We start from the raw sequence: 11,185 nt of genomic DNA, 5'->3' as shown, positions 1-11,185 counted from the left end.
CACCCAACGCATAACGTCAGTTCCGCCCGCGCACTGCGCGCCGCCCACACAACGGCGCCGCCACCGGCTTAGCATCGCCCTCCAATCATCACCGCTTGCCGCATCCTGACTGCCGCCGCGCCTCCATCCGAGGCGCCGGCAGCGGGACTGCGTCGCCGCGCGGGCGCCTACCAAGGCGCGCCGCCTGGCGCAGCGCCTGCAGTTCAGTAGAGTTTTTGTCCGCCGGCGCGCGGACAGGGGAGCTTGTATGCTGTCGATTGCAACCAAAGTAGAACGCATCGTCATGGAATCGTCCTTCCTCACGGAAGGCTTGCGGCGCAATTTGATCAATTTGTCGGAGCTGGCGCGCCAGTTGCAGCCGCAGCTCGAGAGCGATATGTGGAAGCCGGTCGGCCAGGCGGCGGTGGTGATGGCGCTGCGGCGCGTGGCCGAGCGCCTGCCGGAGGCCAGCAACCAGCCGCTCGCGCTGGCGCAGAAGACCGGCGAGCTGACCACCCGCACCGAACTGACCGAGTACACCTACCGTTATTCGGACAGCATCAACGAATGCCATCGCCAGCTGTTGTCGAAGGCGGAGCCGATGCGCGGCGCCTTCGTCACGGTCACGCGCGGCGTCAACGAGGTGATGGTCATTTGCAGCCGCGTGCTGACGGCGATGGTGGAGGAGGTGTTTGCCGGCGAACGGCTGCTGGCGCGCCAGGACAACCTGAACGCGGTGACCTTGCACCTGAACCCGGACACCAGCCGCACGCCGGGCATCTATCACGCCATCCTCAAGCAGCTGGCGTGGGACAAGATCAACCTGGTCAACATGATCTGCACCTACACCGAGCTGACCATCCTGCTGGAGCAGAACCAGACCGGCGCGGCGTTTACCGTGCTGTCGAAGATCGTGACGCAGTAGACGCTATCAGGCCATCCAGAAGAACACGGCGGTCATGCGCTTGTCGTCGTGGTCGCAGCCGAAGTAGCTGCTGGCCGAGTGCACCAGGTTGGCGCGGTACAGCAGGATGCGGTTGAACTGGTTGTCGACGCGCTGGTCTTCCTGCCAGGCCTGCGGCGGCAGGCTGGTCACGCCCAGCGCCTCGCGCAGGTTGGCGTGCGGCGGGCTGCAGTAATTGCCGCCCAGCGTGCCGTCCGGGTAGCGCAGGCGGTAGAACGAGGTGCCGGCCGCCGGCAGCGGATCGGGCGACAGGTAGATCACGGCGGCGTAGCGGCACAGCTTGAGCGAATCGGTGTGCGGACGCGGACCGGATTCGATCCCGCCCACCAGCTGCACGTAGTTGTGATTGAGGGTGCTGCCTTGCGGCGTGGCTTCCTGCCACAGCTTCTTGGCGCCGGTGACTTTCCTGACCCAGGCTTCCACCTGCGCCAGTTCGTCCGGCAGCAGCGCGCCCTTGCTGCGCATGCCGGGCCACGGCTCGGGGCGATGCGGCGCGCCCAGTTCCCAGTCCTCGCGCGCGAAGCAGCGCCGGGCCACTTCCTGCGCGTTCGGCAGGATGTTATCCATGACCCAGTAGTCGCGCCCCAGTTGCGGTTTGCGATAGGTGAGCGTCGGGCGCGCCATTGCCTTACTTGGCGAGTTGTGCGCGCACGCGGGCGATGGCCTTGCGCACCTGGTTGGGCGCGGTGCCGCCGACGTGGTCGCGCGCGGCGACCGAGCCTTCCAGCGTCAGCACGGCGAAGACGTCGTCGTCGATCAGCGTCGAGTAGGCGCGCAGCTGGTCGAGCGACATTTCCGACAGGTCGATCTTGAGGTCGTCGCAGGCGCGCACGGCGTGGGCCACGGCTTCGTGGGCGTCGCGGAACGGCAGGCCTTTCTTGACCAGGTAGTCGGCCAGGTCGGTGGCGGTGGCGTAGCCTTGCAGCGCGGCGGCGCGCATCGCGTCCGGCTTGACGCTGATGCCGCCGGCCATGTCGGCGAAGATGCGCAGCGTGTCGACCACGGTGTCGACGGTGTCGAACAGCGGTTCCTTGTCCTCCTGGTTGTCCTTGTTGTAGGCCAGCGGCTGGCCTTTCATCAGGGTCAGAAGGCCCATCAGGTGGCCGTACACGCGGCCCGTTTTACCGCGCGCCAGTTCCGGCACGTCCGGGTTTTTCTTTTGCGGCATGATCGACGAGCCGGTGCAGAAGCGGTCGGCGATGTCGATGAAGCCCACGCGTGGGCTCATCCAGATCACCAGCTCTTCCGACATGCGCGAGACGTGGGTCATGATCAGCGAGGCGGCGGCGGTGAACTCGATGGCGAAGTCGCGGTCCGAGACGGCGTCCAGCGAGTTGTGGCAGACGTCGTCGAAGCCCAGCGTCCTGGCGACGCGTTCGCGGTCGATCGGGAAGGTGGTGCCGGCCAGCGCGGCGGCGCCCAGCGGCAGGCGGTTGACGCGCTTGCGGCAGTCGGCCATGCGCTCGGCGTCGCGGCCGAACATTTCGACGTAGGCCAGCATGTGGTGGCCGAAGGTGATCGGCTGCGCCACTTGCATGTGGGTGAAGCCGGGCATGATGGTGTCGGCGTTTTTCTCGGCCAGGTCGGTCAGGGCGCCGCGCAGGGCCGCCAGCAGGTCGACCACGTCGTCGATGGCGGAGCGCACGTACAGGCGGATGTCGGTGGCCACCTGGTCGTTGCGGGAGCGGCCGGTGTGCAGCCGCTTGCCGGCGTCGCCTACCAGTTCGGTCAGGCGTTTTTCGATATTCAGGTGGACGTCTTCCAGGTCCAGCAGCCATTCGAACTGGCCGGCTTCGATCTCGGAGGAGATCTGCGCCATGCCGCGCTCGATCTCGGCGCGGTCGGCGGCGCTGATGATGCCCTGCGCGGCCAGCATTTCGGCGTGGGCCAGCGAGCCCTGGATGTCGGCCTTGGCCAGGCGCTTGTCGAAGAAGACCGAGGCGGTGTAGCGTTTGACCAGGTCCGAAACGGGTTCGTTAAAACGGGCCGACCAGGCTTCGCTTTTTTTGGAAAGTTGTGCTGTCATAGTGGGGAAGGCTTGTGCGCGTGAGTGATATGAGTAGTGTCAGCACCGATTATAAACCGCCAGCTGCTCAAAAATATGTCAACATTACTATTTTGGCTATCGAAATCATGACGACTCTGCACATCAGCACCAACAAGGCGGATCTGGACGTGCCGCTGATTTATCAATTTATCAGCGAGCAGTCGACATGGGCGATCGGCATGCCGCTGGCGGTGCTGGAGCGGGCGATCGACAATTCGTTGTGCTTCGGCGCCTATCTGGACGGGCGGCAGATCGGTTTCGCGCGGGTGGTGACCGACTGCGCCACCTTCGCCAACCTGGTCGACGTGTTCGTGCTGCCGGAGTTTCGGGGACGGGGCTACAGCAAGCAGTTAATGGAGGCGGTGCTGGGCCACCCGGACCTGCAGGGCCTGCGCCGCTTCACGCTGGCGACCGGCGACGCGCACGGCCTGTACGAAAAGTTCGGCTTCACGCCGCCGGCCCGGCCGACCACGCTGATGGAGCGCTACTTCCCGAATATTTACAGTAACTAGGTGCTGTGGGCTTGTAGCCAGGTCATGAGAGCTTGGGCTCCCGACGGAGTGGCTGACTTGGCCGCCGCCGGCAGTTGGCCGTCAGACTCGGCAAGGAATTGGTCCATGCTTTGACGCTTAGAGCGGATGCTGATGATGGTTGGCAGAATGGCTACGTCGGCAATCCAGAACGCGTACTCGTTGCGCGTCATGCCCAGGAAGTCGTGCAACGGTTGGGCGCCCGGATTTTCATGCCATAGCTCGATGAAGTCATCGATGTCTTCCGGCTTGGCTTCGCGTAGCAGGCATTTTTCAATGAAGTTAGACATCGATTTTCCTCCCCGCGATTGCGCCTTTGAGCAACTCCCCGGTGACGGCGTCTATGCTGCCAAGGTGACGGCCGCGCTTATTGAACACTTCGATTTCTCCGTGCGTCCAATCCCGCGTATATAGTTTAGTCCTATCCTTGGATCGCCAGCGCTTTTCACCATGACGCGCGCCGAGGTAGACGCACTGATCGAGATAGGATGGTTTGGGAATGGGTATCAAAATGGCTCCCATCGCACCGGGTGTGCGGCGAGGTGGGGACCAAGTTGGCATGCCCGGTTTGACGAGTATTGATGACGATCTATTGCAAGATCTCTTGATGCGCCTGCGGGGCGCCAAACTTTTGCGTGCGCGTCCATGACCGCAAACAGGCCGTTCATGACAGCCAATGCGCCGTTGGCCGCTTGTTGCGGCGTGGCGTGTGGCGTTGGACTAAGGTGGGGTCTTCTCGTTTTCAGGAAGTGGACCATCTTGAAGAAAATTGTAGCGGGCCTGTGGGCCTTGGCCGCATTGGGCGCGGCGTTGCCGGCTTGCGCGGAGGATGCGCAAGGACAGTGGAGCGGCTCCATCGCCGGCGAGTTGACCGTCGTCTTGATCGTCAGCCAAACGGCGGGCGGCGGGTGGGAGGCGACGCTGTCGACCCCCAGCCAGGGCTTCTCGACCAAGGTGGAGCAGTTCGCCACCGATGCCACGCATATCAGTTTTGCCATCGCCAGACTGAATGCCAGCTACCAGGCCACCTGGGATGAGCAGGGCAAAGCCTGGACCGGGACCTGGACCCAGGGCCAGTCGGCGCCGTTGAATTTGCGGCGCACCGATGCCGCCGCTGTCGCCGCGCTGCAGCCGAAACGTCCGCAGGAACAAGCCATCGCCGCAGCAGCCGCACCTTATGCCAGCGAGGAGGTTCGCTTCGCCAGCGCCACAGTGCAGCTGGCCGGCAGTCTGACCTTGCCCAAGGGCGCAGGCCCGTGGCCGGCGGTGGTGCTGGTGCACGGTTCCGGCCCCAATAACCGCGACGAGGATATCCTGGGGCACAAGATCTTCCTGGTGCTGGCCGATCACCTGACGCGCCAGGGCATCGCGGTACTGCGTTACGACAAACGCGGCATCGGCGGATCGACGGGCGACTACAAAGCCGCGACCACGCTCGATTTCGCGGCCGATGCGCAAGCCGCCGTCGCCTTCCTGCGCTCCCGTCCCGATATCGATGCCCGCCGCATCGGCATCGTCGGCCACTCCGAAGGAGGGCTGATCGCGCCGGTGGTGGCGGCGCGCGAGCCGCAACTGGGCTTCGTCGTCATGATGGCCGGGCCGGGCGTGCGCGGCGAATTGCTGATGGTCGAACAACGCGCGCTGAGTTCCGAATCCGAAGGCGCCAAGCCGGAACAGATCGCCAGGGAGCGCACGATGAACCGCGCGCTGTTCGGCGCCATCGCCGCCGCACCTGACCTGGAGCAGGCCAGGCTGAAGGCGACGGCCATCCTTGAGCAGGGCGAGCGCGATGGCCTGCTGGCAGCCGGCACGGCGGCGGCGACGGCGCAGCGCTATACCAGCCCGTGGTTCCATGCCTTTCTCCGCCTCGAACCCGGCCCGGCGTTGCAGGCCATGCGCCAGCCCGTGCTGGCGCTCAATGGCGAACTGGATCGGCAGGTGCCGGCCAGGCTCGATCTCGACGCGATCCGCGCGGCACTGGTCAACAATCCGCGCGCTGTGGTACAAGAGCTACCCAAACTGAACCACCTGTTCCAGACCGCGAAGACCGGTGCGGGCGACGAATATGCCCAGCTCGAGGAAACGCTGGCGCCGTCGGCGCTGGCCGCGATGAGCGACTGGATACGCCAGCAGGTTCAGTAAGCCGACGATTTGAATGGATATGATGGATATGCAGCTACCACCCGACACCGCGAAAGAGCAGCCGATTCCCGCCAGCCTGGCCGGGCAACTGGCGGGGTGGTCGGCCAGGGCGCGGCAATACCCGGTGTTCGGCCGCACCTGGTTTGCTTACCGCGCGCGCTCTTTCCTGTTGCCGATGGTGGTCTTCAGCATTTTCCTGATGGTCCTATCGGCCTTGACGCCGACCAGGCCCGGGACGCCGTCGATGCGATGGCCCATGTGCGCGCTGTGGGCGCTGGTGGTGGTGGCGCTGCTGTTGGGGCGCTGGCTGGCGGTGCTGGTGTGCCAGCGCGGATGGTCCAGGCGCCGGGAGCTGGCCGGCGTGCTCCTGGCCCTCCTGTGCGGCATGTGCGTGGCGGCCTACATTTCGCAGTTCACCCGCATGCAAAGCGATCCGTCCGAGCGCCTGATCAATCTGGTGGTCTGGTCCATGGTGGTGTCGTGGCTGGGCGGAACCGGCGACCTGTTGGCCTACCTGCGGCAGCGGCAACGCCTGCGCGACGCTCAACTGCAGGAACAGATGGAGCGCTACAAGGACGAGCGCAACCAGGTGGCGATGCGATTGTCGGTGCTGGCCAGCCAGGTGGAGCCTCACTTCCTGTTCAACACCCTGTCCGGCGTGCGCGCCGCCATCCTCAGCGATCCGGCGCGCGGCGTGGCCATCATCGACCATCTGGTCGACTACCTGCGGGCGACGATACCCCAGATTCGCAATGAGGGCGGGCACCTGCTGGTGGAACTGGGCGCGCAGCTTGACGCCGTGCGCGCTTATCTGGGTGTGATCCATGCCCGCTTGCCGCGCCTGGCCTTCCGCGTCGAATGTCCCGACGACTTGCAGCGCTGCGCGATTCCGCCGTTGATGCTGATTTCGCTGGTGGAGAACGCCGTCACCCACGGCATTGAGCCGAAGAAGGGGGCGGTCGAGATTGTCGTCAGCGTCACCCGGCGCCAGGCCGCCGGCGGCGAACAACTGGTGCTGGCGGTGGCCGACGACGGCGTCGGCTTCGGCGGCAGTAGCAGCGGCAGCGGCATCGGCCTCAGTAACATTCGTGAGCGGCTGCAGCATTTGTATGGCGACCTGGCCGCGCTGCGGCTCACGGCCAGGGAGCTCGGCGGGCTGGAAGCCTGCATCGAACTGCCATTGCAGGCATTACCCGGAAAGGCTGCTTAGATGCCGACCGCCGTGATAGCCGACGATGAAGACCTGCAGCGCGGCGACCTGCGCCGCCTGCTGGCGCAGGTGTGGCCGGAGCTGGAGATCGTGGCCGAATGCGAAGATGGCGGCGAAGCCTTGGCCGCCATCGCCCAGCACCGGCCGGACGTGGCCTTTCTCGATATCCGCATGCCTGCGCTCAGCGGACTGGATGTGGCGCGCGCCAGCGAAGGCCGCTGCCGCGTGGTGTTCACCACCGCCTACGATGCGCACGCCATCGAAGCCTTCGGCCTGGGGGCGCTCGATTATCTGCTCAAGCCCATCGCGCTGAACCGCCTGTCCCAGACCGTGGAGCGTTTGCGCGGGCAGTTGGCGACAGGGGCTGCCATGCCCGACCTGTTGCGGATGATGGGGGAGTTTGACCGTCAACTGCGCAGCAACGCGCAGGCCGAGCGGATACGCTGGATCAGCACCAACGCCGGCAACACCATCAAGATATTCCCGATCGAGGAAGTGCTGTTCTTCGAGTCGGACAGCCGCTACACGCGGGTGGTCAGCGCCACCGATGAAGGATTGGTACGGACCACGATCAAGCAGTTGCAGAAGGGGCTGGACCCGGCGCAGTTCTGGCAGATCCACCGTGGCACCCTGGTGGCGCTGCGCGCCATTGCCCGCGCGCAGCGCGACGAACTGGGCAACCTGACGGTGGAGCTGCGGGGGCACGCCGAGCAGCTCAAGGTCAGCCAGAGCTATGCCTGGCGTTTCAAGAGCGATGTCTACCTCGGCTAGCTGTCGTCATCCCCGTGAACATCGCGCTCATCTGCGCTTGGGAGTATGCCTATTGGATGCGCCGCCACGCTCCTTGTAGCAAAACCACGATTTTCTCTTCGATTTTCCCCGATTTTTTCAAGCATTGAACTATTGCCGGATTTGCCGATCTAAATCTGGGAAAGCCGAAAAAAATAGGGGGGGAAATCGAATGAATACCACAATGACCGTGCAGGTGCCCACCGATACCCTGCTCAAATTGATTGAACGACTACGCCGCCGTGGCGGCTCGCAGGATATCTCGGAAGCGATGACTTTGGCCGTCGAACGCTGGCTAGCAGACCCGGCCGCATTCGCCCCCGGAGCCGATCCCGCAGGCTTACACGGCTACCAATGGAAAACACTGTTTCTGCCCGAAGGCACCGTGTTGAAATCATGGAGCTACGGAGAGAACAATTACGCGCGCGTTGAAGGCGACCAGATCATCCACAATGGCCGCGCGGTGTCTCCGAACCAGTTCGCGCAATCGTTCGCGCGCTCGACGCGCAATGCATGGCATGATTTATTCATCCGCCGCCCGGGCGACAAGACCTTCAAAACTGCGAGCCGACTGCGAGACGAACTGATCGCCGCCTCGAAGGCGCCCGCGGCTACGACCGTGCTTGTCCCTGCCGCGGCCCTGCCATTGCCGGCGGCACCAGCGCCAGCATTACCCGCGCCGCAGCCCGCACCGCCGGCGGCCGCGCTACCCCGCAACACCGACCGTGAACCCGGCTGGGATTTACCGGAGCGCAGAAAGTTCCGCTACCGGCTGGAAGACGTCGCCTACTAGTTCAGCAACAACCCCGGCTGCGCTAGCACGATGGCTTGCGCGGGAGTGATGTCACTGCCAGTTCATCAGGCACGGCGGCACCAGCAGCGCCAGCGCCAGCACGGCGTAGATCAGCTGCAGCGGCACCATCCACTTGGCCCAGGTGATCCACGGGATGCGCGCTAGCGCCAGCACGCCGACGGTGATGCCCGACGTCGGTATCATCGGCGTGGTGAACTCGCCGAACTGGAACGCCAGGATCGCGGTCTGCCGCGTCACGCCCACCAGGTCGGCCAGCGGCGCCATGATCGGCATCGTCAACGCGGCCTGGCCGCTGCCGGAGTGGATGAAGAAGTTGATCACGGTCTGGATGCCGAACATCTTCCACGCCGCGAAGATCGGGCTGGACGACTGCACCAGCGGCATCAGCGAGTGCAGCATGGTGTCGATGATGTGGGCGTCGCGCGCCAGGATCATGGTGCCGCGCGCCAGCGCGATCACCAGCGCCGTGCCCACCAGGTCGCGCGCGCCCTGGGTGAAGCCTTCGACGATCTGGCTCGAATCGAGCTTGCCCACCAAACCGATGACGATGCCCATGGTCAGGAACAGCGCGGCGATTTCGTCGATGTACCAGTCGTAGCCGACCACGCCGCCCACCATGATCGCCAGCGAGCCGACGAAGATCGCCAGCACCAGCTTGTGGCGCGCGGTCATGCCGTGGAACTCGCCCAGGCCGTGCGGCTGCTCGCGGCGCTTGTCCTGGTCCAGCGCGTAGGTCGGGCTCAGCTCCGGATTTTTCTTCACGCGCGCCGCGTACCACATCAGGAACACGATGGTGATGGCGGTGGCGATGAACCACACGATCAGGCGATAGGCCCAGCCGGAGAACACCGGCACGCCGGCGATGCCCTGGGCGATGCCGACGTTGAAGGGATTCAGGAACGCCGCCGAGAAGCCGACCTGCGAGCCGAGGAAGGGGATCGAGACGCCGGTGACGGTGTCGTAGCCCAGGGCCAGCGCCAGCGGCACGAAAATCAATATAAACGGTATGGCTTCTTCATTCATGCCGAAAGTGGCGCCGCCGATCGAGAACATGGTGACGAACACCGGTATCAGCGCCTTCTGGATGAACACCGAGCTGTCGTGCGCGCGCGCCAGCGACTTGATCATCGAATCGACCGCCTCGGTCTTTTGCAGCACCGAGAAGGCGCCGCCGACGATCAGCACGAAGCCGATGATCAGCGCGGCGTCGACGAAGCCCTTGATCGGCGCCTTCATCAGCGCCGTCACGCCCTGCGGCGCGCTGGCGATGTAGTGGAAGCTGGACGGATCGATCAGCTGCTTGCCGTTGACCAGGTGGGTGTCGTACTTGCCGCCGGGGACCAGCCAGGTGGCCGCCGCGATCAGGGCCAGGATGATGAACAGCAGGACGAAGGTGTGCGGCAGCTTGAATTTTTTAGTGGTCATTTTTTATACAGCGTTATTGGCTCAGCAGGTCGCCGGCACGGTAAGCCTGGGCGCCGGCGACTTTGCCGACGTTCATGCCACGGATCACGTGGCGGTGCGCGCTGCGGGCGAAGAACACGCCGGCCACGCCGGCGCGTATCGCCGTGGTCTCGCCGCTGACCGGGTCGATCAAGTCGGCCACGGCGTCGCCCGGCGCCACGCGCGCGCCGAGGTCGCGGGTGTAGACCAGGATGCCGGCGTGCGGCGCGTACAGTGGCTCGACGCCTTCCAGCGGCGTGGCGGCGCACAGCGGCGCGGGCAGCACGGCGGCTGCCGCTGCGGCCGCGGCGTCCGGCGCTTGCAGCACGCCGTTCAGCGTCAGGAACTGAATCAGGCCGGCGGCGTCTTTCTCTGCCAGCGCGTAGCTCACTTCCATTTCGCCGCGCAGTTCGACGGTGGTCGACAGGCAGGCGGCCGGGATCGGATAGCGGCCTTCGAAGTGTTTGTCCAGGTCCCACCACAGGCGGCTGCACGCTTCGTCGAACGGTTCGCCGCCGGCCTGGTAGGCCAGCAGCAGCGCGTGCGCGCCCAGGATGGCGGCCAGCGGCGCGACGCCCTCGGCCAGCGGCGTGCCGGCGTAGATGTGCAGCGCCGCCTCGTTGTCGCAGTGCAGATCGAGCACGATGTCGGCGTCGATCGCCAAGGTCATCAGGGTTTTCTTCAGCGTGTCGGCGTCGGTGGCCGGCTGCCACGCGGCGATCGAGGCGCGCGCGTGCTCGCGGATCAGCCGCACGTTGGCGTCGGCGTCCGCGCCCAGCAGGCCGTCCAGCGATTTTTTCAGGTCGTCGGCCACGTGCTTGTACGAGCGGTTGAAGTTGATGCCGGTGGTGAGGTCGAAGCGGCCGAAGGCGGCGCCGTGGATCGCCTGCGCCAGGCCGATCGGATTGGCGGCCGGCACCAGTATCACTTCGCCGGTGATGCGGCCGGCCGCCTCCAGCGCGCTCAGCTCCTTGCGTAGATACTGCGCCACCAGCATGCCGGGCACTTCGTCGGCGTGCAGCGAGGCCTGGATGTAGACCTTCTTGCCGGCGCCGGGGCGGCCGAAGTGAAGGCTGGTCAGTTCAAAGCTGGCGTTGCTGTGCGGACCGGACAGCGGATGTTTGTGTACTTGCATGGCAGGAAGGACTTTTTCGACAAAGATTGAGTATGTAGCACTATTTTCACAAAGTAAATCGCCGCACGGCGAAAGGCGGCCCGGTTTCTTGAGTTTTCCCGGCGATGTGCGTACAGTTAGTTTAATGGAATT

The 11,185-nt window shown here is 64.9% G+C and carries 12 protein-coding genes; 6 read left to right on the top strand and 6 right to left on the bottom strand.

The window, feature by feature from the left end; genetic code table 11:
- Nucleotides 1-247 precede the first annotated feature (247 nt).
- A complete protein-coding gene (locus RUGAMON1_RS09255) occupies nt 248-904 on the top strand; it encodes a hypothetical protein (protein WP_116991697.1) in 657 nt (218 codons plus the stop codon).
- 6 nt (nt 905-910) lie between these two features.
- Here RUGAMON1_RS09255 and RUGAMON1_RS09250 read toward each other — a convergent pair whose 3' ends face one another.
- Both RUGAMON1_RS09250 and argH read right to left on the bottom strand, forming a co-directional pair.
- Nucleotides 911-1,567, bottom strand: a complete 657-nt coding sequence (locus tag RUGAMON1_RS09250) for a DUF6445 family protein (RefSeq protein WP_116991694.1) — start codon at nt 1,565-1,567, stop codon at nt 911-913.
- Nucleotides 1,568-1,571: 4 nt separating this feature from the next.
- Entirely contained in the window at nt 1,572-2,969 is a 1,398-nt protein-coding gene (argH, locus tag RUGAMON1_RS09245; RefSeq protein WP_445230225.1) for an argininosuccinate lyase, read from the bottom strand.
- 107 nt (nt 2,970-3,076) lie between these two features.
- Between argH and RUGAMON1_RS09240 the strand changes: the two genes are divergently transcribed.
- The gene (locus RUGAMON1_RS09240) at nt 3,077-3,502 is read left to right on the top strand and encodes a GNAT family N-acetyltransferase (protein WP_445230224.1); all 426 of its coding nucleotides are present in this window, start codon (nt 3,077-3,079) and stop codon (nt 3,500-3,502) included.
- Here the strand turns inward: RUGAMON1_RS09240 and RUGAMON1_RS09235 are convergent.
- Both RUGAMON1_RS09235 and RUGAMON1_RS09230 read right to left on the bottom strand, forming a co-directional pair.
- Nucleotides 3,499-3,810, bottom strand: a complete 312-nt coding sequence (locus RUGAMON1_RS09235) for a hypothetical protein (RefSeq protein ID WP_445230223.1) — start codon at nt 3,808-3,810, stop codon at nt 3,499-3,501. The two genes, RUGAMON1_RS09240 and RUGAMON1_RS09235, sit on opposite strands and share 4 nt — an antisense overlap.
- Nucleotides 3,803-4,042, bottom strand: a complete 240-nt coding sequence (locus RUGAMON1_RS09230; protein WP_445230222.1) for a colicin E3/pyocin S6 family cytotoxin — start codon at nt 4,040-4,042, stop codon at nt 3,803-3,805. Before RUGAMON1_RS09230 ends, RUGAMON1_RS09235 begins: the two co-directional genes overlap by 8 nt.
- Nucleotides 4,043-4,279: 237 nt before the next feature.
- Here RUGAMON1_RS09230 and RUGAMON1_RS09225 point away from each other — a divergent pair, with 237 nt between their 5' ends.
- From RUGAMON1_RS09225 to RUGAMON1_RS09210, 4 genes are all read left to right on the top strand, one after another.
- The gene (locus RUGAMON1_RS09225; RefSeq protein ID WP_445230221.1) at nt 4,280-5,662 is read left to right on the top strand and encodes an alpha/beta hydrolase family protein; all 1,383 of its coding nucleotides are present in this window, start codon (nt 4,280-4,282) and stop codon (nt 5,660-5,662) included.
- A gap of 28 nt (nt 5,663-5,690) precedes the next feature.
- Complete coding sequence (locus RUGAMON1_RS09220; protein ID WP_445230220.1) at nt 5,691-6,872, top strand: sensor histidine kinase; 1,182 nt, start codon at nt 5,691-5,693, stop codon at nt 6,870-6,872.
- Nucleotides 6,873-7,643 (top strand): LytR/AlgR family response regulator transcription factor, encoded by a 771-nt coding sequence (locus RUGAMON1_RS09215; protein WP_445230219.1) that lies wholly within the window; start codon nt 6,873-6,875, stop codon nt 7,641-7,643.
- A gap of 190 nt (nt 7,644-7,833) precedes the next feature.
- Nucleotides 7,834-8,454, top strand: a complete 621-nt coding sequence (locus RUGAMON1_RS09210) for a hypothetical protein (RefSeq protein WP_445230218.1) — start codon at nt 7,834-7,836, stop codon at nt 8,452-8,454.
- A 51-nt stretch (nt 8,455-8,505) separates the two neighbouring features.
- Here the strand turns inward: RUGAMON1_RS09210 and RUGAMON1_RS09205 are convergent, their stop codons facing one another.
- The gene (locus tag RUGAMON1_RS09205; protein ID WP_445230217.1) at nt 8,506-9,900 is read right to left on the bottom strand and encodes a YfcC family protein; all 1,395 of its coding nucleotides are present in this window, start codon (nt 9,898-9,900) and stop codon (nt 8,506-8,508) included.
- Nucleotides 9,901-9,913: 13 nt separating this feature from the next.
- Entirely contained in the window at nt 9,914-11,053 is a 1,140-nt protein-coding gene (locus RUGAMON1_RS09200) for a succinylglutamate desuccinylase/aspartoacylase family protein (protein WP_445230216.1), read from the bottom strand.
- Nucleotides 11,054-11,185: the final 132 nt, after the last annotated feature.

Origin of the sequence: Duganella rhizosphaerae (assembly GCF_040364205.1) — a bacterium.
Classification (GTDB): Bacteria; Pseudomonadota; Gammaproteobacteria; order Burkholderiales; family Burkholderiaceae_D; genus Rugamonas; species Rugamonas rhizosphaerae.
This window is presented reverse-complemented; position numbering and strand designations above follow the sequence as displayed.

Coding starts and splice junctions, on each gene's coding strand:
- RUGAMON1_RS09255 (WP_116991697.1), top strand. CDS start 248: ATGCTGTCGATTGCAACCAAAGTAGAACGCATCGTCATGGAATCGTCC.
- RUGAMON1_RS09250 (WP_116991694.1), bottom strand. CDS start 1,567: ATGGCGCGCCCGACGCTCACCTATCGCAAACCGCAACTGGGGCGCGAC.
- argH (WP_445230225.1), bottom strand. CDS start 2,969: ATGACAGCACAACTTTCCAAAAAAAGCGAAGCCTGGTCGGCCCGTTTT.
- RUGAMON1_RS09240 (WP_445230224.1), top strand. CDS start 3,077: ATGACGACTCTGCACATCAGCACCAACAAGGCGGATCTGGACGTGCCG.
- RUGAMON1_RS09235 (WP_445230223.1), bottom strand. CDS start 3,810: ATGTCTAACTTCATTGAAAAATGCCTGCTACGCGAAGCCAAGCCGGAA.
- RUGAMON1_RS09230 (WP_445230222.1), bottom strand. CDS start 4,042: ATGGGAGCCATTTTGATACCCATTCCCAAACCATCCTATCTCGATCAG.
- RUGAMON1_RS09220 (WP_445230220.1), top strand. CDS start 5,691: ATGCAGCTACCACCCGACACCGCGAAAGAGCAGCCGATTCCCGCCAGC.
- RUGAMON1_RS09215 (WP_445230219.1), top strand. CDS start 6,873: ATGCCGACCGCCGTGATAGCCGACGATGAAGACCTGCAGCGCGGCGAC.
- RUGAMON1_RS09210 (WP_445230218.1), top strand. CDS start 7,834: ATGAATACCACAATGACCGTGCAGGTGCCCACCGATACCCTGCTCAAA.
- RUGAMON1_RS09205 (WP_445230217.1), bottom strand. CDS start 9,900: ATGACCACTAAAAAATTCAAGCTGCCGCACACCTTCGTCCTGCTGTTC.
- RUGAMON1_RS09200 (WP_445230216.1), bottom strand. CDS start 11,053: ATGCAAGTACACAAACATCCGCTGTCCGGTCCGCACAGCAACGCCAGC.